The sequence below is a fragment of the Aneurinibacillus sp. XH2 genome (assembly GCF_001439585.2).
GTDB classification, from domain to species: domain Bacteria; phylum Bacillota; class Bacilli; order Aneurinibacillales; family Aneurinibacillaceae; genus Aneurinibacillus; species Aneurinibacillus thermoaerophilus.
The window spans coordinates 1,760,168-1,781,703 of sequence record NZ_CP014140.1 but is presented as its reverse complement, the minus strand read 5'-3'; the positions used below and the strand labels follow the sequence as shown (position 1 = coordinate 1,781,703).

At 43.0% G+C, this 21,536-nt stretch carries 19 protein-coding genes; 5 read left to right on the top strand and 14 right to left on the bottom strand.

What is annotated here, in order from left to right; all coding sequences use genetic code 11:
* Positions 1 to 265 precede the first annotated feature (265 nt).
* The 3 genes from ACH33_RS08890 to ACH33_RS08880 form a co-directional block, all read right to left on the bottom strand.
* Complete coding sequence (locus tag ACH33_RS08890; protein WP_236781991.1) at positions 266 to 1,534, bottom strand: FAD-dependent monooxygenase; 1,269 nt, start codon at positions 1,532 to 1,534, stop codon at positions 266 to 268.
* Between the two features lie 56 nt (positions 1,535 to 1,590).
* Positions 1,591 to 2,181, bottom strand: a complete 591-nt coding sequence (locus tag ACH33_RS08885) for a TetR/AcrR family transcriptional regulator (protein ID WP_057898700.1) — start codon at positions 2,179 to 2,181, stop codon at positions 1,591 to 1,593.
* Between the two features lie 561 nt (positions 2,182 to 2,742).
* On the bottom strand, positions 2,743 to 3,330 hold the full coding sequence (locus ACH33_RS08880; protein ID WP_057898699.1) for a DUF1641 domain-containing protein: 588 nt from the start codon (positions 3,328 to 3,330) through the stop codon (positions 2,743 to 2,745).
* A 619-nt stretch (positions 3,331 to 3,949) separates the two neighbouring features.
* Here ACH33_RS08880 and ACH33_RS08875 point away from each other — a divergent pair.
* Genes ACH33_RS08875 through cydS form a run of 3 tightly spaced genes read left to right on the top strand, consistent with a single transcriptional unit; the run spans position 3,950 to position 6,442 of the window.
* Complete coding sequence (locus tag ACH33_RS08875; RefSeq protein ID WP_057898698.1) at positions 3,950 to 5,311, top strand: cytochrome ubiquinol oxidase subunit I; 1,362 nt, start codon at positions 3,950 to 3,952, stop codon at positions 5,309 to 5,311.
* Complete coding sequence (locus tag ACH33_RS08870; protein ID WP_057898697.1) at positions 5,308 to 6,321, top strand: cytochrome d ubiquinol oxidase subunit II; 1,014 nt, start codon at positions 5,308 to 5,310, stop codon at positions 6,319 to 6,321. Before ACH33_RS08875 ends, ACH33_RS08870 begins: the two co-directional genes overlap by 4 nt.
* Before the next feature lie 13 nt (positions 6,322 to 6,334).
* Positions 6,335 to 6,442: a cytochrome bd oxidase small subunit CydS family protein gene (gene cydS, locus ACH33_RS20550; protein ID WP_408863232.1), complete on the top strand. Its 108-nt coding sequence runs from the start codon at positions 6,335 to 6,337 to the stop codon at positions 6,440 to 6,442.
* A 200-nt stretch (positions 6,443 to 6,642) separates the two neighbouring features.
* On the opposite strand, the gene ACH33_RS08865 is transcribed toward cydS, so the two are convergent.
* From ACH33_RS08865 to ACH33_RS08830, 8 genes are all read right to left on the bottom strand, one after another.
* A complete protein-coding gene (locus ACH33_RS08865; protein ID WP_057898696.1) occupies positions 6,643 to 7,341 on the bottom strand; it encodes a YhfC family intramembrane metalloprotease in 699 nt (232 codons plus the stop codon).
* A 3-nt stretch (positions 7,342 to 7,344) separates the two neighbouring features.
* Complete coding sequence (locus tag ACH33_RS08860) at positions 7,345 to 7,911, bottom strand: helix-turn-helix domain-containing protein (protein ID WP_057898695.1); 567 nt, start codon at positions 7,909 to 7,911, stop codon at positions 7,345 to 7,347.
* 294 nt (positions 7,912 to 8,205) lie between these two features.
* Entirely contained in the window at positions 8,206 to 8,928 is a 723-nt protein-coding gene (locus tag ACH33_RS08855) for a glucosaminidase domain-containing protein (protein ID WP_057898694.1), read from the bottom strand.
* 283 nt (positions 8,929 to 9,211) lie between these two features.
* On the bottom strand, positions 9,212 to 10,156 hold the full coding sequence (locus ACH33_RS08850) for an NAD-dependent epimerase/dehydratase family protein (RefSeq protein ID WP_057898693.1): 945 nt from the start codon (positions 10,154 to 10,156) through the stop codon (positions 9,212 to 9,214).
* On the bottom strand, positions 10,156 to 11,616 hold the full coding sequence (locus tag ACH33_RS08845) for a glycosyltransferase family 4 protein (protein ID WP_236781990.1): 1,461 nt from the start codon (positions 11,614 to 11,616) through the stop codon (positions 10,156 to 10,158). Before ACH33_RS08845 ends, ACH33_RS08850 begins: the two co-directional genes overlap by 1 nt.
* Complete coding sequence (locus ACH33_RS08840) at positions 11,594 to 12,841, bottom strand: glycosyltransferase family 4 protein (RefSeq protein WP_057898692.1); 1,248 nt, start codon at positions 12,839 to 12,841, stop codon at positions 11,594 to 11,596. Before ACH33_RS08840 ends, ACH33_RS08845 begins: the two co-directional genes overlap by 23 nt.
* Positions 12,838 to 13,668, bottom strand: coding sequence for a HipA family kinase (locus tag ACH33_RS08835; protein ID WP_057898691.1), 831 nt, complete (start codon positions 13,666 to 13,668; stop codon positions 12,838 to 12,840). The genes ACH33_RS08840 and ACH33_RS08835 overlap by 4 nt, the downstream gene beginning before the upstream one ends.
* 129 nt (positions 13,669 to 13,797) lie before the next feature.
* Complete coding sequence (locus tag ACH33_RS08830; protein ID WP_057898690.1) at positions 13,798 to 14,895, bottom strand: CotS family spore coat protein; 1,098 nt, start codon at positions 14,893 to 14,895, stop codon at positions 13,798 to 13,800.
* A 207-nt stretch (positions 14,896 to 15,102) separates the two neighbouring features.
* Here ACH33_RS08830 and ACH33_RS08825 point away from each other — a divergent pair, with 207 nt between their 5' ends.
* Both ACH33_RS08825 and ACH33_RS08820 read left to right on the top strand, forming a co-directional pair.
* On the top strand, positions 15,103 to 16,410 hold the full coding sequence (locus tag ACH33_RS08825) for a UDP-glucose dehydrogenase family protein (protein WP_057898689.1): 1,308 nt from the start codon (positions 15,103 to 15,105) through the stop codon (positions 16,408 to 16,410).
* Positions 16,411 to 16,426: 16 nt separating this feature from the next.
* Entirely contained in the window at positions 16,427 to 17,461 is a 1,035-nt protein-coding gene (locus ACH33_RS08820) for a sugar phosphate nucleotidyltransferase (protein ID WP_057898688.1), read from the top strand.
* A 75-nt stretch (positions 17,462 to 17,536) separates the two neighbouring features.
* Here ACH33_RS08820 and ACH33_RS08815 read toward each other — a convergent pair whose 3' ends face one another.
* From ACH33_RS08815 to ACH33_RS08805, 3 genes are read right to left on the bottom strand one after another with little or no spacing between them, the layout of a single operon-like run.
* Positions 17,537 to 18,520 carry a 5-oxoprolinase subunit C family protein gene (locus ACH33_RS08815; protein WP_057898687.1) on the bottom strand — a complete coding sequence of 328 codons (984 nt, stop codon included), beginning with the start codon at positions 18,518 to 18,520 and terminating at the stop codon, positions 17,537 to 17,539.
* Positions 18,521 to 19,405: a 5-oxoprolinase subunit B family protein gene (locus ACH33_RS08810; protein ID WP_057898686.1), complete on the bottom strand. Its 885-nt coding sequence runs from the start codon at positions 19,403 to 19,405 to the stop codon at positions 18,521 to 18,523.
* 14 nt (positions 19,406 to 19,419) lie between these two features.
* A complete protein-coding gene (locus tag ACH33_RS08805) occupies positions 19,420 to 21,486 on the bottom strand; it encodes a sigma 54-interacting transcriptional regulator (RefSeq protein WP_057898685.1) in 2,067 nt (688 codons plus the stop codon).
* Positions 21,487 to 21,536: the final 50 nt, after the last annotated feature.

Here is a 21,536-nt window from a genome sequence, read left to right as displayed (position 1 = left end):
CGGAGTTATTATACTAACTACTTAAAATGAACGGAAGAAAAACGGCTCAACACGAAGTGAACCGTTTTTCGGGCGACTCTATGTATATCACATAGCTACACTTGTCAAATGCCACCCACTTATTTTTTTATTTCCTGTATCAAAAATAAACCGTCCAAATATAAGTAGTTATATTATTACCCACTATAATTCAGACACTTCCAAAATGTCAAGCATTTCAATCAAAGCGACGAGGGGAATCGAATCGTTCCCTATCCATGTTCTTTCACGATTCCTGGGATAAAAAGAACGATGTATTCACTTCTATCTTCTGAACTCCCATGGCAATTTTATCCCTCATTTTCTTAAAGAGGGAAGTACGCCGCGCCACGGGTGCGACCGTACGACGCAATCCGAGAAAGGTCGGATTTTTTATTGCAATCAAGCGGGCCTGCATCGCTTGAATTCTTTGAATTTCCGCCACCGCCGGTTTGCGGTATAGCTCGTAATTTTTTAAAAAGGATTCTTGCAAAACACCAGATCCTTGAGTAGTCATCGCTTTCATGATAGAGTCGTGAGCTATGACCGCATCTTGAATCGCCAAACTGTTTCCTTGTCCCGAAAACGGCGAAGCGATGTGAGCCGCATCTCCAAGCAATAGCAGTCCATCCCGCACCCATGTATCTGTCATCCCTACCTGAATGTCCAAGACAGAACACTGCTTGAAACTTTTAAGATGATAAGGCAACACGCCTTGCAAATCCGGCTCGATGACAATCAATGTGCGAATAAAATCATCGATTCCTTTTTTTACAAGCTCGGGATATGTTTTTTTCTTAATCACCCAACCGACCTGTACCTGATCCTCTCCTTTCGGAATATAGATCAGCATACCTTCGTCCTCAATCTTTATTTGCAACGGATAGTCTTTTCCCAAGGCTTTGGGCATATCGAACCAGACAAAGTCAAACTCAAATTTGTCCATCGTTTGGCTTATGTCCGCCAGTTTCCGAATCGTGGAATAGCGTCCGTCGGCGCCGACCACTAACCGGCTGTGCAGTTCGATCTCCTCCTCTTGGTTTATCGCCAAAATTCCATGTACGGAATCACCTTGTTTGATTAAATTCTTTGCTGTCGTTCCGCCAAAATAGGTGAAATTCGAGAATCGAGAAGATTGTTGTATGAAATATTCCAACAACGGAGGCTGCGAAATATTTAACCCGTAATTGTAAGGAGGCTCAAGTTCGTCAAAACGAACTTCAAACAACGTTTTTCCGTGATCCACAAACTTAAACATATCAACGCGCTCATGTGGGATGCGTAAAATGTCTTCCAGCAATCCAAGCTGATCAAATAGCTTTAACACTAAAGGTTGAAAAAAATAGCCTCGAAATTCACGGTCCAAACTATTGTGCCGTTCCAAAAGTGCGGTTTTCACCCCACTCCGGGCAAGCAAATAACTGAGCATGCAGCCACCCGGTCCAGCTCCGACGACGACTACATCAACATCAAATCTGTTCAGTGGGGTTGACTTACTCATCTCTGTACTTTTCATTTGGACAACCTCCATTTAATTAATTAAATACTTAGTAAATAAATATTGTAAAAAAATTATTGTAAAACTTTTAAAAACTGGCGAACGGATGTCTCAATATATTTATTACGATCCGTTTCATTATTGGCGAACCGATCGGTCATCAGAAAATAAAGAACCATGGCGGTCTGTATATTACGGATGGCGATCAGCAGATCATGCGTTGCCACTCGAACACGGGGTGCAAGATAAGCATGTAACAGTTCCACACCTTGTCGAATAACCCCCTCAAGCCGTTTGCGAACGTCAGAATTATGTTGTGCCTCGCCAAAACACATAACAATCAGATCTTGCTGCTCGTGCAAGCTGCGAAACAATGAGTGGAAATAAACCGTCAGATTATGCTCAAGCGATGCCTGATTGTCCATCTTATTCAACACTTCTTGCAAAGAATGAAGGAGCGTGTACTTATCTAAGATCGCCCAAAGCAGATCTTCCTTCGACTGAAAATAGTGATAAATTAAACCGTCAGTAACCCCCGCTTCTTTAGCAATATCTTTAGTCGTACTTTGACTGAAGCCCTTGCGTGAAAACGTTCTGAGTGCGGCATCGATCAGCCTGTTTTTCGTTTCTAAAGCCTTTAGTTGGCGGTTGGTTCTCATCTTCATTGCGATTCATCCTTTGCAGAAACTAAGATTCAATTAATTAAGCACTTACTTAATAATATTGTGTATTTTCTATTTTGTCAATTATATCCTCCATCCATGAATGAATTCACCAAACACTTGACAGGGTTCTGTTTAAGAAAAGCTTATATTCTGATCCCCGACCCGTTCTACACGATCAAATTATTGTTTTCTACATTTCACGAGCAAAAAAAGCGGTCTCCTTCCATGTTCGGCCAACTCCGGTCTTTCAACCACCGCTTCAGATATCGCCTCCGACTCTTCCACCAAGTTACTTTTGATTGGTAGGAAAAATGAAAATTGGCTTATCATCACGTTTATATAACCAGTGATTATCTATGTTACTATTACCTAAATAAATATCGAGAAAAAAGACACCAACGAATGTGTTGGTGTCAGATTGAAGACAGGGTTCTGCAAGGAACAGGATTTACAGGCTGAATCATTTTTCATTTTTCCGTTCGCCATTGCCTGTTTGAATTCATGTGAAGAATATCGTATAAATTCTTATCAGACAACGTTCAGAACAAGGATTACATCAAATTATTTGACAACCTTCTTTTCTGATAAAACCTCCAGCAAAGCCTGAACGAATTTTAGTCCATCCTGAACTGTAGGATCTTTTAACAATTTCAACAGGCCAAATATGGATATATTCGTTTGATTCTGTGCTGCCCTTTCCTTTGCTTCCTTCACGATCGATACGCCCTCTTGAACACGTTCCGTCACTGGCGTGGTGACCAGTTTAACCGTATCTGCCAGGTATGCCAAGGATTCCTTATCTGTGATGAGAGGTTCAATGGTCGAAAATAATCGGTCAAGCAACGTTACGCATTTTGCAATTCTCGGGAGACTTTCAATCATAACCGCAAGGGCTTCCATATTTTCCTTGTTAAGAGCAAGTTTTGAGAACCTATCCACGCGTTCAGCCAAATAATTAATAGAATCGGTATCACTGGCAAAAGCTGAAACCACTTCTACGCCTTGTTCCACTTTTACGATTGCTTCTTTCACTTGAGGGAGCTTCTGAATAAGCATAGCCAATGCTTCTTGAACTTCCGGGTTGGACAGCTCGTTTATCCATAGAGCTGAATCTTGCTTCAAATTTTGCTGTTTAATTTCTGTGTCCATTTATTCTCTTCCTTTCGTCAAAAACATTTTGCGTGAACCTTTTCACCATTCGATTCTGCTGCATAAGGAGTGTATCCTTAGTGATTAGTTTCACAATCTCTAAGATACATGCCGATACATGCCTGCTCATACGTAACAATCGCTCCCGCATATGGCGAAACGGAAAAGGCTCACAAGGAGACCGGTTACATAAAATCCAACTAGCCCAAGTTTATTATACTCCTGTTGCAAACAGCCAGAAAGTATAACTATACGCAAACCGTATTATGGAGGATTCCATTATGTGCCAAACAGCCCTTCTTAAATATGTAAGCTAATTACTACAATCCCCTATTTAAATAATATATTAGAATAATGCTTACATTGCAAATAGGAGCTTTGAAAAGGAGAAAGCATCATTCACACAATGTCAACATAACTTTTGAAAAGTTGCCATACCTTCCCCGCAATTTTTTCCCGTTTTTTCTGTACAATACAGGTAAACACCCCGGGGCATACAAGGAGGATACCTTATGATTAGAAAACAGGAAAGATATCTACTAATGGTTTCCATAACTGTGGCAATGGTTATGCTCCTGTCGATGCTTGGTCGACTGTTTCGCTAATAAGGGGGATTGTCATGTTTGCATACGATGCAACATTATACAGCCGAATTTTGACCGAGGTGACGTTGGCGTTTCATATTCTGTTTGCCACCATTGGTGTCGGCATTCCATTAATGATTGCGCTGGCCCAATGGATCGGCATTAAACAAAACGATCCGCATTTTATCCTGCTGGCGCGCCGCTGGACAAGGGGTTTCGTCATTACCGTAGCTGTCGGCGTCGTAACCGGAACGGCCATTGGTTTGCAATTGAGCCTGCTGTGGCCGAAATTTATGGAACTGGCAGGTCAGGTGATCAGTTTACCTTTGTTCATGGAAACATTCGCCTTCTTCTTTGAAGCGATTTTTCTTGGCATTTACTTATATACATGGGATCGCTTTAAAAAACCAATGAAGCATTTTCTTTTGCTGATCCCGGTCGCGATCGGCTCCTCGCTGTCTGCCTTTTTCATCACTGTTGTGAATGCATTTATGAACACGCCGCAAGGTTTTGAACTCAAAAACGGGGTCATTACGAATATTCAACCGCTCGTGGCCATGTTTAATCCAGCAATGCCTACGAAAGTGGCTCACGTACTGGCTTCGGCCTATATGACATCGGCCTTCGTGCTGGCGTCCATTGCGGCCTATCATCTGTTACGCAACAAAAAAACGCATGTGTACCATAAGAAGGCATTGCATTTGACGCTCGTTGCTGGTTTTGTGTTTTCCTTAGCTACAATCGTAGTCGGTGACTTCTCTGGAAAATTTCTGGCCGAATATCAGCCAGAAAAACTAGCGGCTGCCGAATGGCATTTTGAGACAAAACCAGAAGCTCCGCTGATCTTATTCGGTACATTGGATGAGAACAACGAAATCAAAAACGGGATCGAGATTCCGTACGGGTTAAGCATTTTGGCGCATAACCGCCCTTCCGCTGAAGTAACCGGCCTGAATGAATTTTCAGTGGATGAACGCCCCCCGCTCTATATACATTATTTGTTTGACCTAATGGTCGTCATCGGGATTTTGCTGACAATCGTTGCTTTCACCTATCTTGTACTGTGGAAACAAAAACAGAAACGTAGCAACATCAATCTGTATCATAAAGCGCTCATGTTTCTTGTGCTATTGTCGGGCCCGCTTGCGCTCCTGGCCATTGAACTCGGCTGGATTTTTGCTGAAGTAGGACGACAGCCGTGGATTTTGCGCGGGTACATGAAAACAGTAGCTGGCGCAACAACCGCCGATTATGTGGATGTGCTGCTCATCTTCTTTATTATCCTTTATGTTCTACTCGCCATTGCAAGTACATTCATTTTACGGAAAATATTTAAAAACAATCCGGTAGAACATGAACTCAAAACAATGAACGCCTCACAGGAGGTGAACGTATGACGCTCGAATTGGTTGGAATTTCGGTTCTTTGGCTGTTCTTGTTCGGCTATGTCATCATCGGCTCGATCGACTTTGGTGCCGGGTTTTTCAGCACATACAGCGACTGGTCTGGCAAAAAGCATATTATTCACAAAGTCATTCAACGCTACCTATCGCCAGTATGGGAAGTAACAAATGTATTCCTTGTGTTTTTCTTTGTTGGAATCGTGGGCTTTTTCCCGAAAACCGCCTACTATTATGGCACGGCACTGCTGGTTCCGGCCAGCATTTCAATTATGTTGCTTGCCATTCGCGGCTCCTATTATGCGTTCGGCACATACGGGGCCAAAGACAATAAACTCTATACCTTTCTGTATGGTGTAACCGGTATTCTCATTCCCGCCTCATTTACAACCGTACTGACGATATCCGAAGGAGGTTTCATCGAAGTAACAGACCAAAGCGTACGCTTGCTATACAGCAAACTGTTTGCCAGTCCTTATTCGTGGAGTGTGGTATTGTTAGCCATTGTTAGCGTACTGTTTATCTCGGCCAGTTTTTTGACCTATTATGCTCATGCTGCCGGGGACGAAAAAGCAACAGCACTGCTCCGCATCTATACATTGCTCTGGAGTTTGCCATCAATTTTAGCCGCGTTTGTCGTACTATTTACACTCAAGCAGCACAATTCCATGCACTTTGCGCGGATGCTCGACATCGCCTGGGTATTTGTGTTATCCGTTCTGTGTTTCGCGGCCGCAGTGTATCTTTTCTATAAGAAAAAGCGGTACGGCACCGCGTTTGGTCTTGTGACATTACAATACGGGTTTGCTTTCTTCGGCTACGGATTCTCCCATTACCCGTACCTATTGTATCCTTACTTAACCATTTATGATGGATTTACGAATCAAACGATGGCTATCGCGCTCATCGTCGCCTTTATCGCCGGATTGTGCTTGCTTCTGCCTTCTTTATATTTGTTGTTGCGACTGTTTCTGTTCGATAAAAAATACGTCCAAGGTCAACGATAAGGAGGAAGATACGATGCAACAATTTCTGATTACGTATGCGCCCATTCTCGTAGTAGCCCTCTCTGTTATTGGCATGTTTATATGGGGAGCCAAAGGAAAGTTTTTAAAGCATATCAAATAAAACAAAAATCAACTGGCAATCGATCGAACATGATATCTGTTCCCAAATCGAGGGGCTACCCGCTGAACCAATGCAAATAAAGCAGTCCTCAGCAGGATATTCAAATCTGACTTATTTGATTCAGTTAAGCATTAGATTTAACGTAATAAGCCAAGACGACTCCCGCTTCAAGCGTTAGCTAAGCGGTGAGTCGTTCACTATCATCTGAACACAATGAATCCAGATACTAGTAATCCCGTACCTACAATTGCTGCTAATAATTGTGCGAAAATCATGTTTTTACGGGCTATCCAGACAATGGTAAGATTAAACAAGCTATGCACAATAAGAAGAATCAAGGTTAGCAAGGGGATTTTCGCTATAAGCAGGGTCGCTCCAATATGAAAGGCAGTAGCAAAGATCCGTTCAACCACACCCCACCATGGATTTAAATAAAGCGTTCCTTGTGATTCTAAAAACTCTTTTGCCTGAATCGCCTTTTCGTCATTTTGCTGAAGAACATAGATCAAAGCCAATCCATTGATAATGGTAAACAATACTTCAATCGCAGCCCATCCTTGCCCAACTGAGAGAGCCCAAGAAAAAGAAGATCCAGTCAGCAACAAAAGGATCAAACGAACCCCTTCCTCTAAAGGTCCAGAAGATAAACCAATGTAAAGCATGGCTCTCTCTTTAGGCAATCCTTTCATAAGTACAGTGACTGGTCCGCGCAACATAAGCGCAACCACCCAGCCAAGAGCACCCAAACCAAATGCTTTCCAATGAATGTAGCCAAACACATAGTGAAAAAAAATCCCGATTGATAGAGGAACAGCTAGATAAAAAGGGATAACAAAGAGAAACTTGCGAGCAATGTTTTGAAGTGATTGATCAGATAAAGCATTTTCATTTTTAGGCATAAATTAATCCCCTTCTCTATTATCATTTGAAGACGTTTGTTCCGGCTGAGGAATGATGATCGTTGAAAGTGTCCGGGGACGTCGACCCGGGGCAGGATGGTTTTTAAAAAATGGTTCAACAACGGAACGAAGCGCTTTTATCAATTGAGAAAACTCCTCATCATTTACGTACAATGTAGCCTTTCGATAGCTAACCCCATCTGCTTCCAAATCAAACTGTTCCTGCTGAAGATACCTTTGAAAATCAGATTGAAGAGAAGCTAAAAAAGTTAAAAAATATAACATATGCTCATCACGGCTACAGTCTGCTAAGTCATCCTTTGTCAAATTTGCTCCTTGTTCCATCAGTGCATAAACTTTCTCTGTTGTTCCACGCACTTGACGTTGATCGATTACATAAATAATATCTCCTTCAAAAAGCTTATTAAGGTGTCGATACAAGCTAGCCTGCGGGACATCTGGTAACAACTCTATTAATTGCTGAGCCGTTAGATGTCGACCACCGATGAGAGCTTGAACGATACGCAGTCGGATTGGATGAAGGAGTAAGTCTGCCTTTGACTGTTTCATTATTGTTCACCTCTTTTTTATTATTATTAATAATGATAATAAAAATTGACTAGTATTGTCAATCCTTAAAGTAAATCACAATCAGCAGCAACTTCTACACCAAAGCAAGAAAAACAGTCAGACCATTCACCATATAATACCGGATAAAAATCTGATCATTACAAAAAAACACCCAATAGCTATCAAAGATCCTCTTTCGCCTGTTTAACCTCCTACAAAAAAACAGGCGAACCCCCCACCGATATGAGAAAAAAACGATCTTTGATATATTGGGTGTTACTAGAGTTTAATGATTTATTGTATTTCAGACGAAGTCGGTGTTTGGAGCATTTGATAATAAATTCTTAGAATATCTTCTCCATACCCCTTTCCCGGAACAGCCCAGCGACCATTTAAATCTTGCCAGCTTGGCGCTATCCCTCTGGCTACATACTTAAAACGCGGATCTACCAACTTTTCACCTTGGGGAAGGTTTTGTTTTGTAGCATATGCATACAAATGCTGAATATGTGCCAGCACTCCTTGTTCCGGGCTTTGGAATGAGTTTCCCTTATTCGTTTTACTATTCCCAGTGGCACCGATTCCGGCATAATTATACTGGTTGGCCTCAACAATTCCTCCAAATCGATGATATCCCGTCTCTTTTATCATCTGACAAAAGGCGATATCGCCCCGTATACCGTATTTTTTACCAATTTCGAGATACAGCTTAGGCAATTCCGCAGGAAAGCTGGGGTTTACAGCACGAGCGAATGCAAGCATTTGTTCTTCTGTAGCTATTGATTCTCCGATAATCGGCTGTTTCTCTTCCAGTAATTGAGATAAAGGTACAGAAGTGACAGAGTACAAAGACCCTTTATTGCTCTGCGCATATGTAATATGTTTACTAGAAACCGGGAGCATTCCTCCTGTATATACCATACTCGTAGCAACCGCAACAAATACGACTTTTCTTACCATATATTTATTGTACAATCCCTTTCTCTTAACGTATAAAACAGTACGAAAGGTTTGCACTCACATCCTCCTTTTCATTTTTTGCTGAAAATATATGTAACCTATGTAAGAGAATAGAGTCTATTAAATACTCCTATCATTTTTTATTAGACTTCATTTCTTCCATTTAGTTTTGCTTTTTCATTTTTTATTTTTCATTTTTTCGACTCAAAACCAAAGAATAGAGTTAAATGAGAAAAACTCGCGGGCATTGCCGCTCGTCTTCGCCTTTTTCCTATACGTTAAAAAACCTCCTGCTTTGGCGCAGGAGGAAACAGAAACAATGCAACCTAAACTTATTTCTTTAAAGGTTATACAACGTTTTAACGTCCTGAATTTGCAAGTACATTCCTTTTTCCACATCAAACTGCGGATCATACTGTAGCATATTTTTTGCTTTGGTAATATCTGCCCATGTATGTTTCGGATCGCCCGGCTGCTCCGGCAAATATTGTCGTTTGGCCTTCTGTCCCGTTTGCTTTTCAATAATATCAATGATTTCGTTGATCCGCAACCGCGAAATACCTCCAACATTAAATACCTCACCTATATAGGGCGATTGCATGGCTAAAATGTTGGCCGTCACCGCATCCTTAATAAAGGTAAAATCTCGTGACTGCTCTCCGTCGCCAAAAATCGTAACAGGCGCATCTTGCAAAATGGAATAAATCATTTTGTGAAAAGCCATGTCCGGACGTTGTCTTGGGCCAAATACGGTAAAGTACCGAAGCGAAATGACGGGGACGTGAAAATTGCGCGCATACAATTGGCACAAGTGTTCAGCCGCTAGTTTTGTCACGCCGTAAGGGGAAATTGGATGCGGAGTTCGCTGTTCATCCGTAGACCCCATCATCCCCCCGTATACGGAAGACGAAGAGGCGTATATCATTTTTTTAATCGAAGAATGTTTTACTGCTTCTAGCAACAGCTGCGTAGCTAAAACATTGTTCTTCGCATATTTTGCAAAGTGTTCCCCCCAACTCGTGCGCACGCCCGGAATCGCCGCCAAATGGAAAACGTAGTCCACCTTGTCAAGAAGCGATGCAAGCGGAAAGGCGGCAAGATCAACTTCCATAAAGCGAAAGCGGCTAAACTGTTTTAACGACTCCAGATTGCGTTCTTTTATCCAGCGTTCGTAATTAGATGTAAATATGTCGATACCTGTTACATAATATCCGTCCTGTAACAGCGCATAGCAAAGACTTGAGCCGATAAAGCCGCCGCATCCGGTAACCAGTACCTTTCCCATTAGTTTGCCTTCTTTCTAATGACAACTTTTGCTTCCCAAACATCAAGAATTTCATGTGCCACACGGTTCCAACTATAGCGTTCAAGAGCCAAGCGGCGATTTTTGCTTCCCATTTGTTCCATAAGTTTCGGATTGGAAAACAAAGTAGTAATTGCTTCGGCAAATGCTTTTGGGTTTTCCGGCTCGCTGATAATAAGCCCGGTCTCATTGTGAACAACGACTTCTGCGTTTCCGCCACGCGCTGTCGTGATAATCGGCAATCCGGCGGCCATCGCTTCGTAATGGACACGAGCCAGCGGCTCTTCCCACTGGGAAGGACAGACGAATATATCACCGGCCCAGAACCATTTATGAACTTGATCCGCTGGCACAAATCCTGTTGTAACAATCGGAATGGGAGAGCGTGCGGCAAGCGCACGAACGTACGCTACATAGTCGCTAATTTCATCGTCGCTATACCACTTGCTTCCTACCAAAACGAGGGCCACATCTTTGTACCTGTCGGCTACATCGGTCATGGCTCGCACAAGGATGTCCGCACCTTTCTTTGGTGACAGGCGACCCACAAAGAGAATGACTTTTTTGGAGCTGAGTTCATATAGGGTTCTTAGACCTTCCCGCTCTTTTTTTGCCGTACCAGGACTATCCGGAATGTATCGCTTAAGATCCACGCCGGAGTAGATCGTTCGTAATTTATCAGCTGCCTGCGGGTACAATCCGGCAATCGTTCGGCCCACATAGTCGCTGACAGTGATAATACGATCTACTTCCTCAATCGCTGTCTCTGCTTCGGAAGAACTAATTTTCTCCGGAAGAAACATGTCATTGTGCATGCTTAGCACAATACGTGCGTGCGGAGCCACTTTGCGCACAGGAGCGACCAAGCGAGGGCGATTGAAAATATGAATCAAATCAAAAGTATGCTGACTCAGGTAAGAAACGACTTCTTCCATATAAATATCAAATACTTTACCAGGAACCCGTACATAGTTTACATTCCCAATTTTCTGCTGTGTGGGAAGCTCCGGATCAGCAATACCAAGGATGGTAACATGATGATGTTCACCGAGTATGGGAGCAACCCCATCAATGTACGTTTGAATGGCTCCGCCGCGCACAGGCGGAACCGGAAGTTTTTCCGTACAAATCATCAAAATTCTGGCCGGTTTAGGCAATTCGTATATTTCAGGAGAAAGCAGTATGGTATCACCAGATTCGGTAACTTCTTGTGTCTCCAATATTTGTACTGTTTCATCACTTTCAGTGATTTCGATTTTCCCTACATCTTTTGGACGCGGCCGCTTCCATACCGTACCCTGTTTGACCCTCAATTGTTTTATGTTCGTATTGGCCTTTTTCAGCACAGGAAATGACCAGGATACTTTCTTTGGCGTATTCACAGAAACCACGAACTGTTTCACGCGTCTGTCCGATGCCTCATTTTTTCGGCTGTAGCTCAAAACGTTTTCCTCCTTTATGCTTTTTCTGCAATGCCTTTTCATAAACGGCAAGCGTACGCTTCATCATCATCTCCAGAGACCATTGTTTCTGTCCCCATTCTTTCGCGTTATCTGCAATTTGATGGCGCAACGTTTCTTCTTCCATCACTCTTTTTAAGTTAAGGTATAAAGGCTCTTCTTGGCCGGGAGGTGAAAGAAGGCCCGTTATTTCGTGCTGCACCATTTCCGTGATACCACCAACTGCGGATGCTACAATGGGCTTTCCTGCCACTTGTGCCTCCATGACAGAATAAGGGCAATTCTCTTGTAGAGAGGGAAGGGTGCAGATATCCACCTTTTTCAGCAAGGCGGCGACATCATTACGGGCACCTAAAAACATGACATGCTCTTCCAACTGCAAATCTTGACTCTGGCGCTCTAAGTCTTTCTGTAAACTGCCAGCTCCGATAATCCAACATACCCAATCCGTTCTTTCGTTTTTTAGTCTAGCAAGTGCCTCAAGTAGGTGATGGTGACCTTTTAGTTTATGAAGCCGGGCAACACAAGCGATTATTTTTTTATCCAAAGGCGACACAAATTCGTCAGCGCTTTCCATCTCTTTTAGGAACCGCTCAATGTCCATTCCATTTGGAATCACTTTCATATAATGGGAAGGTACGTTGAACTGTTGAACAAGGAGATTTTTCATCCATTGCGAAGGAACAATCGTCACGTCGCTTGCTGTAACTCCGTAATATTCAAGCAGTGAGCTATATGTCCAATGAGGGGAATCTTTCGATGAGATAACTCCATTCTCTAGTATCTCCACCGTATAGCATCCGTGAATGGTTGCAATCAAAGGGGTTTCCTTTCGCTTCACCCGTGCAATTGCCATAGTAGAAATAATGTCTTGTGTATGGATGATGTCATACTCTGTTACCCCAAGATGAAGCGCGGCTGCTTCGTAAATGCACCGCTGTAGTTCCATATCTGCAATCTTTGGATCAGATAGTGAATCAACCTGGTAATAAGCCGGTGAAAAAACAGGAGAAACCTGTGTTTTAGCTTTTTTAATGTCAAAGTCATTCGTCTGGTGGAACATATAGTAGCTTCGCTTTTCTGGATGATGAGCGAATACATCGACATCATGCCCCATTCGTTCCAAATATTGCTTTAGTTGCTGAACGTATGTCCATAATCCTCCTATACTAGGAAGGGCAAAAAATGAGGCTAATAAAATCTTCATTTTTTCCTCCTTTCCGGCCGGATTTCATTGTGTTCAAAGAAGTCGACTGCTGAACTCCATATAAGGAAATACGGCTTTAATTGCTCGATGGCCTCGCGCACGTGCGATTGCCGCTGGATTAAGTGTTCAATTAACACATGCAATTCATCCTGGGAAACTTCCCACTCCTCAGGTATATCGATGACTGCTTCTTCGATTTGTGTTCTGCTTAATGATTCAAGCAAGGCAAGCGCCTCATCAAACGGGCGGGGACCATCAATGAAGGGCACGAATCTTTCATACACTTCGCCCCAATATGCTTCAATATGACAGTTGTTTTGCCTTAGTATGTCACTGGTCCATCCAGCACCGTAGAAGCAACTTCCGTGATCAATCAGACGCAGGGTCCATACATCTTCCCGAGTAACAATGAAATTGGCGCTGCTCCCGGCCCGGTCATTGTTATTAATCCAATAATCAAATACAATGATTAATGGCACTTGACAAAGATTTGCACACTTAGAGATAGAGTCATTCGTAGCGTGTATTGCGTTTGGGTAAAAGACGCTGCCGAAGTGCGGTCCGGGCGTCAGGTGAAAAGGAGAAAGGTCAGGCGTTGTGACGATGAGTTGTTCCGGAATATAAATGATTTTTCCCTCAACAACAGGAAGATGTAAAAGCTTTCCCAAGCGATACGCGATCAGCTCATTCGGCAAAATCCGGATTCCTTGGGGATTGGACATGAACTTAATTACATACTGATTCCCGTCATCGCATTCAAATAACTGCGGCCGACAAAATCCGGTACGCATCGGCCTTATATAACGAGCCGCTGTTATTGTTGTCACAGTAGATGCCTCCTATATAGAACATCTCATATCTTCATCGCCTTTATATCCCCTTCTTTTGATGCTCGCGGCATGTAGGCTGTGATTCATCGTTGCTCTCAATCCATAAGGCGTGCCTGCCGGTTCACTTCATAAGGAAGAAGTAAATGTCCAATTGTTGCTTAGTTCTTGCAGGGCAGGCCATTTCGTTGCATCCGATGCTTCCAGCCGCTGCAGAAGGCTACTTAATTCATCATTTAGAAACGTTGTTGGACTGTATACCATTTCTTTAACATGCTTATAAAATTCATTCGGTAGTGACATATCAATAATCAGCACTTGATACAACTCAGGTTCAATAGGATTTGCTTCATGGTATGCTTCAATCATGCCCCGCATCCATGTCACATCCCAGTTCCCCATATCATCCATGGTACTTGTGATTAACTTGCGTAAATCGCGGATGGGTAAATCATATGCGACTCCATCCAAATCGATAATCCAGATGCCACCCGGCCCTTGCTGTCCGTTGGACCAACCGTAATCTTGATGGGCAATGCCCCAATACTCTTCACCTCTGGCTACTAGATCGGCATAAGGAGAACGATTTAATTTTTCAAACGCTTCGCGCGCCTGTTGCTCATACACATCGACCATAGAAAGGATATGCTTGCTGGCGGACATATCGGAATAAGTAGTAGCCAATACTCTAAACCACCCGATTTTCGTAATAATTTTTTGATACAATTTTGGATAGCGATAAAGACGAGTTGCACGCTGCGCACCTTTTGGCGGCACATAACCTCGCGAATGACGATGAAATTCACCAAGCCCGTAACAAAGTACTTTCGCCCCTTCCAAATCAATTTTGCTGGCTTGTGTTAATGGTTCGATCCATTCGGTGACAATCCAGAGCTTTCCGCCGCGTTCCACATAGTTCTGGCCTTCCTTCGTCTGAATTAGCTTTGGCACTCGTGCCCCCTGCCCTACTAGATATTCCTGTGCGCCAATGCTGAAAAGGCTGCGCTGCGGAGAACGATGTAACACTTTTAAGCTGCGCGGCCCTTTATCCGTTTCAATTCGCCAGATGGCTCCTCCTTTATCTGGCTTAGATGTAATAAGTGTCATGCCTGTTACTTCCATTTCATAATGTGTAGCCACTTGTTTTGCCATATCTTCGATTTCTGGAGGTACGGTGGCCAAGTCTTCCTCTACGGTTCCCCATGGCTGAATGAGATAATCCGTCATTTCTTTCCTCCTTCTTTGGCTTAAAATGTCTATGACAAGATATGCTAAGACAAGGATTATAGTATAGGCTGACGTCTTAAATTTCAAAAATTTATCTTGTGAATGCGAAAACTAGGCGCTGAAATATAGGTGTTTCACCGTTTCACTCGTCCTGCTTGCTTCGTAAACTGTATAAATCATAAAGAGATAAGGAGCGGGGTGAGCCTTATGAAAGTGGCGGTCATTGGATGTGGATATGTAGGGACTTCAACGAGCATTGCTTTTGCTATGTATGATCATACGGTTGTTGCTATCGATAATGATATGGGAAAAATAAAGAAGTTAAAGCAAGCGGTTCTGCCTTTTTATGAAGCAGGCATGGAAGAGACGCTACAAAAACTTGTAAAAGACGGAACCCTTTCTTTTACAACCGATATGAAAGAAGCAATCACACAATGCGATGTTTTATTCATTGCTGTGGGTACCCCCTCTTCGTCAGATGGCTCAGCAGATTTATCGCATGTGGAAGAAGTAGCACAGCAAATTGGAAAAACAATGGAAAGTTACAAAGTAGTTGTAATCAAAAGTACCGTACCGATAGGTACATGTGACAAAATAAAAAAAATCATTAAAAATGAGCTGGAAAAAAGGCGTCTGGCTCTCTCTTTCGATCTAGTTTCCAACCCTGAATTTCTGCGGGAGGGAAAAGCGTTATATGATGCGCTGCATCCGGAAAGAATTGTTATCGGTTGTGACACAAAGAAAGCGCAGAAAATCATGCAAGAATTGTATAAAGATATAAAGACGAACATACTCTTTGTTAGCAACAAAGATGCGGAAATGATTAAGTACGCCTCCAATGCATTTCTGGCAACTAAGATTTCATTTATCAATGAATTAGCGCGGATATGCGAAAAAATAGGCGCAAATATTATCCAAGTAGCAAAAGGCATGGGAATGGACAGTCGGATTGGGTCCCAATTTCTCCAGGCAGGAATCGGATATGGTGGCTCTTGCTTCCCGAAGGATATAAAGGCTTTGCTTACCTTAGCCTCCGAAAACGGAAATCCTCTGCATATTTTACAAGCTGTAGCTTCCGTTAATCAAACACAAACAGATTGGTTTATGGAGAAAGTACAAAAAGCAATAGGCCCACTCTCCGGAAAACGGATCGCTGTCCTGGGTCTTACGTTCAAACCAGAAACCGACGACATTCGTGAAGCGCCTTCTTTGAAAATCATTGATTATCTTATAAAGGAAAAAGCTTTCATTACGGCTTATGATCCAAAAGGTGTCGAACACGTCAAAAAATTGTATCCCGCGATTCACTACACGTTTACTCCACTGGAGGCGCTACAAAAAGCGGACGCTGCTTTGCTCGTAACGGAATGGAAAGAAATCGTGAATATAGATTGGCAAAACGCTAAACATATCATGTCTCAACCGTTTGTGTTCGATGGAAGAAATGCGCTTAATTCCTCGGAAATGTTAACATTCGGCTACCATTATGTAGGGGTAGGCACACCCCATGCTTAATTAAAAGGAGAAATATATGAAAGGCGTTATTTTATGTGCAGGCAAGGGGACGCGCATGCAGCCATTTTCTTCTACGGTTCCAAAAACTCTTTTGCCCATTTTAAATCAGCCTATTCTTTATCATTGTATAAATAAAATGAAAGAGGTAGGAATCCGGGAAATCGGAATCGTGATCCATCCTCGGCAAAAAATGATTATTGATTATGTTTCCGCATACAAAGGAGAGGTAACGATAAAGTACATGTACCAAGCGAAACCGTTGGGCATTGCGCATGCGCTTATTCAGGTGCAATCGTTTGTTGGTGATGATTCTTTCGTACTGATGTTAGGAGATAATTTAATTATGGAACCTCTGCACACATTAATACAAGCGTATCAAGGACATAAAGGCTCTATTCTTCTCTCCCAAGTAGAAAATGCGAGCGATTACGGAATTGCTGAGATTAAGAATGAACGTATTATAAAGGTAGAAGAAAAACCTGAGAAGCCAAAAAGCAATCTTGCGATTATCGGTACTTATATGCTTGATTCTTCTATTTTCGAAGCAATTCAACATATTACGCCTTCAAAAAGAGGAGAGTATGAAATTACTGATGCAATTCAGTGGATGATCGAGCAAGGGTACTCTATTTCTTATTCGATTACTGAAAAACCATATACAGATGTCGGCACAATTGAAAGATGGCTGGATGCCAATCAATGGACGTTAACAGAACAACTCGGGCACAAAGTACAAGTAGGAAAAAATACCACCCTGGAAAATTGTATTTTGCAAGGACCTGTTCTTATTGGAAATAATTGTACAATTAAAAATGCCGTTATTGGACCGTATGTTTCCATTCAAGATGACTCCATGCTCACAGATTGCATGGTAGAAAATAGCATCTGTCTTCAAAACACGAAAATTGCGAATGTACAGTCGCTAATTTGCCGCAGCATTTTTGGACAAAAAACCATCGTACAGGGAATCCCCAATGAAACAGAACATGTACATTCTATCATAGGAGATCATTCACAGATCTCCATTCTTACCAAACCAAATGAACGATAACTTGTGTTTGATCATATGCTGCTGAAACCGAGGCCATGTCGTAATATTGTTCACTGCATGGCCTGCTTCTGTGATCTATCCGTGTTCCTTCAAAAGCTCGGCCAATCTCGTCAGCTTTTTCTTTCTCTCGAGCCGCACCTGCATGGCCTGATCTACGGTAATAGCCAAAAAACGGCACTTCGACATTGGCCTGGATTGAGCAACAATGTCCAAATCCGTGCTGATTACGGTGCCGATTGTGACAAATCCCCCACCCGACGTGGCATCGTTGAGTAAAATAATCAACTCCTCTTCGTTTGGAACCATAAGCGCCCCGATCGGATAGGCAAAATCGACGACATTTGAGAAACCATCACCGGCTCCGAACGGGGGCTCATGCTCCTTGAAAGCGATTTTCGCTCCGGTATAGCGATATGCCACCTGATTCGATTCCGTCGATACTGTCCATTCCGAGTTCAAAAAGGCTTTGATTCCCTCATCGCTCACCCGGTGTCCGGACAACCCCATAACCACACGAAGGTCTTGAAAATTCTTGTATTCAGGAATAAATTCAGAAGGGGGCCGTTTTCCGACCTGTTTAAAGGCTCCTGGGAGCGGTTCGCCGATCTCCAATTCATCTCCAACATCCAATTTTCTCCCTTGAAAACCTCCAAGCCTGCTCAGGGTATAAGTAGAACGACTTCCAAGAACCTCTGGAACTTGAATCCCTCCAGAAACACAAAGATAGCTTTTTACCCCTTGTTTACAAAACTTGAAAGAAAGAATATCTCCCTCGTTTACTTGAACGGGTTCCCATAGGGGAATCGGCTGCTGGTTAAGATACGCCTCCATCGGAGCTCCCGTTATAGCAATGACCGTTTTTTTCAAAAACTCAACCTTTGGGCCAAGCAAGGTCATCTCCAGCCCGGCAAATTCCAACGGATTACCAAGCAGCAAGTTACCCACCATAAAAGAGTACTTGTCTGCGGCTCCTGAAGGAGGAAGCCCAAAATGATAATAACCTTGGCGTCCTATGTCCTGTACAGTGGTCCATAAACCGGGTTCCAATATGCGTAGCATTCAGAATCCCTCCATCAATTCCAGAATATATACCTTCCCCTTTGTCACATATTCCTGCGGCGAAAACTCGATGTATTTCATTCGATAGCGATACGTTCCCTGCTTCACTTCCTCTACGATCCGGCTATATTCCCGCTCATCAACGGAGCGATACTTCCAAATATCTCCCGGTCGCGCCAAAAAATAAGTATCCTCCAAATCTACCAGACGTTTTTCGTTATCGTAGACAGGAACTGCTGATATGCCGATTAACTGATAGCTCCCCGGGCCATTGACAGGATAAACTACAGTAAAAGCTCCGCCAACTCCTACAGCTTGTCTGGGAGTGTCCGTTCGAGGACTTAGATATTTCGGAACCTGAATAATTTCTTGCGGATGCAAACCCAGTGGAAACCCCCAAGCCGTCCCAGGCAGAAAGCCAACCATCGTAATTAAATAGGGCATGCGTGTATGCGCCTCGATAAACGCTTCTTTTTCTCTGAATCCGTTTACCTTCATAGCAAACTCGAAATTAGAAATATCAGGTTCTTGATGACGGCTTTTAAACCGCCTAGAATATTCCCGCGTAATCGGATCATCATACCAGACAGGGATTTCTACCATACGAACCGATAAATTCAACTCTGCCGGATTGCTTTTCGTAATATCGATGTCCTTCAAATAATCAAGCAAATCCCTAGCTGGTATAATCTCCGGATTATAACGGACCAAATACGAAGCGTTGGAAGGAACGATTTCGATAATACCCGGGATATTGCGCTTCCTTAATTCATTGACGATAGCCAATGCTTTAAAATTGCTTTCTGCGCTCATATCACGGGAAATTTCCGCGTAAATGTATTCATCTCCACCAAAATCAAACCGCGTTTCCGGCAATGTAAACAAATGGCTACCTCCCTTTATTTAAACAACTTATTCATTCGTCTGCTAATGGTGGCCGGACTTACTCCCAGCACTTCCGATACTTTAGCCGCTGTTCCATATTTCTTGAGCCCAAGCTGAATCAATTGACTTTCCAGTTCGGCTACGGCCTCCTTAAGCGGCATCAGCTCAAACACCATCGTTTTCTTGCGCTTCCCCCCTGCTTCACCGTACAGCACCCTCAGTACATCTTCACGCTGGATGAATTCCTCGCGGCTCGTTACAATCAACCGTTCAACAATATTCTGCAACTCCCTAACATTCCCCGGCCAATCATAGTTTTCCAACACTTCAAGCGCCCCCGGAGAAAATCCTTTTTCCATCTGGTACGTTCGGTTAAACTGTTGAGAGAAATAAAGAACCAGGGAAAAAATATCTTCCGTACGTTCCCTTAAGGGAGGAATATGAATCGGAATAACATTCAGCCGATAGTAAAGATCTTCTCGAAATTCCCCCTGCTCCATCATATCCTTTATATTTTTGTTGGTTGCCGCAATCACCCTGACATCCACAGGAATGGTCTGTACACCGCCTATCCGTGTCACTTCCTTCTCCTGCAGAACCCGAAGCAACTTGACCTGCATGTTTAATGATAACTCGCTGATTTCATCAAGGAAAATCGTCCCCCGATGGGCCATTTCGAAAAGACCTGGCTTTCCTTTCTGATCCGCGCCGGTAAAGGCTCCCTTCTCATAACCAAACAATTCGCTCTCGATCAGATTCTCAGGAATCGCCCCACAATTAACCCGAATGAGGGGATAATCCTTGCGGCGACTCGCTGCGTGAAGGGTACGGGCAAACACTTCTTTCCCCACCCCTGATTCTCCCTCGAGCAGAACGGTGGAGTCGACCTGAGCGATCCGCTTCACTTCCTCGACTAAGTCCTCCATAATACGAGAGCGATAAATTAAAGGTTTATCAGCACTGTATCGGTTCATCAGCTGGTCCAATTCCTGTTTGTATGTATTCGATTTCTTAGTAACTCGCTTCAATTCCTCTTGCAGTTGATTCGTTTTCGTAATATCGCGCGAAAGAACGACGACTTTTTCCAGTTTCCCTTCATGATAAACAGGAGTTGCGACAGACCAAACTTTCCGTCCATGAACAGTGTCCTGAATCATGGTTAGCTTCTTTTTTTTCTTTATGCATAGATCGACGATATTAGGCCGGAATACTCCCTTGCGTTCGAATTCAGCAACATTTCTACCAATGACCTTCTCAGGCTGATCCAAACCCCAAAACTCCTGCAAAAATGTACCTGCCAACCGAATCACTTCACCTTTTGGATTGACGACAAGAATTTGCTCATGGGAGGAAGAATAAACCGCCTGCAAATCAGAGTACAAATTACGCACAAATTCCAATTCTTGAACAGCTTCCTCAAACGCTTCACGAAGAAAAAAAACATGTACCAAACCTGTAATCCGACCGTCGATTCGGAGCGGAGAGAAATTCCCGCTGATTTGCTTGAAGTTAATTGAACTGTTCACGCTGATAAATGTCTCTCCTTGAATCACTCGATCCAAATCCTTATCCATAGTAAGTAGCGTTTTGTAATTACGAGACAAAAGAAACGAGCGAGACAGCCCCAGAATATTCTCTGCTGTTTCATTAATGAATTCAATTTCAAAACGAGTGTTTGTTCTGATGATTCCTACCCCGGCCCCGTCTAAAATTTGATTCATGTGTCTAAGTTGCAGTTCATTCATCTGGTGGCGCGCTTGCTGCACCAAACTGTAACCGATGATTTCTCCACCCGGATTTACCCCTAGTACAACAGAAATATTGTGATAGTACTCAACAGGGTGCATGTAAGGAACTTTGAGAATATCTTTTCGATACTGGATGGGTTGCTGAAGGTCTGGTGTATGTCGCAATTGTTCCAACAGAGAATCCGTATGGATGAAGCCAACAATATTTCCCTTATCCATGACAAAAGCAATATCGGCTCCCCGCTCGTGCATTTCACGCAGAACATCCTGAATCGTACTTTCCCGGTTCACCACCGCCGAAATCGGCCGCAGAATTTGTTTCCAGGTAATCACGTCATACACCTCCTATTAACAAACGAAATCATTTCCTCTAAATTATAACA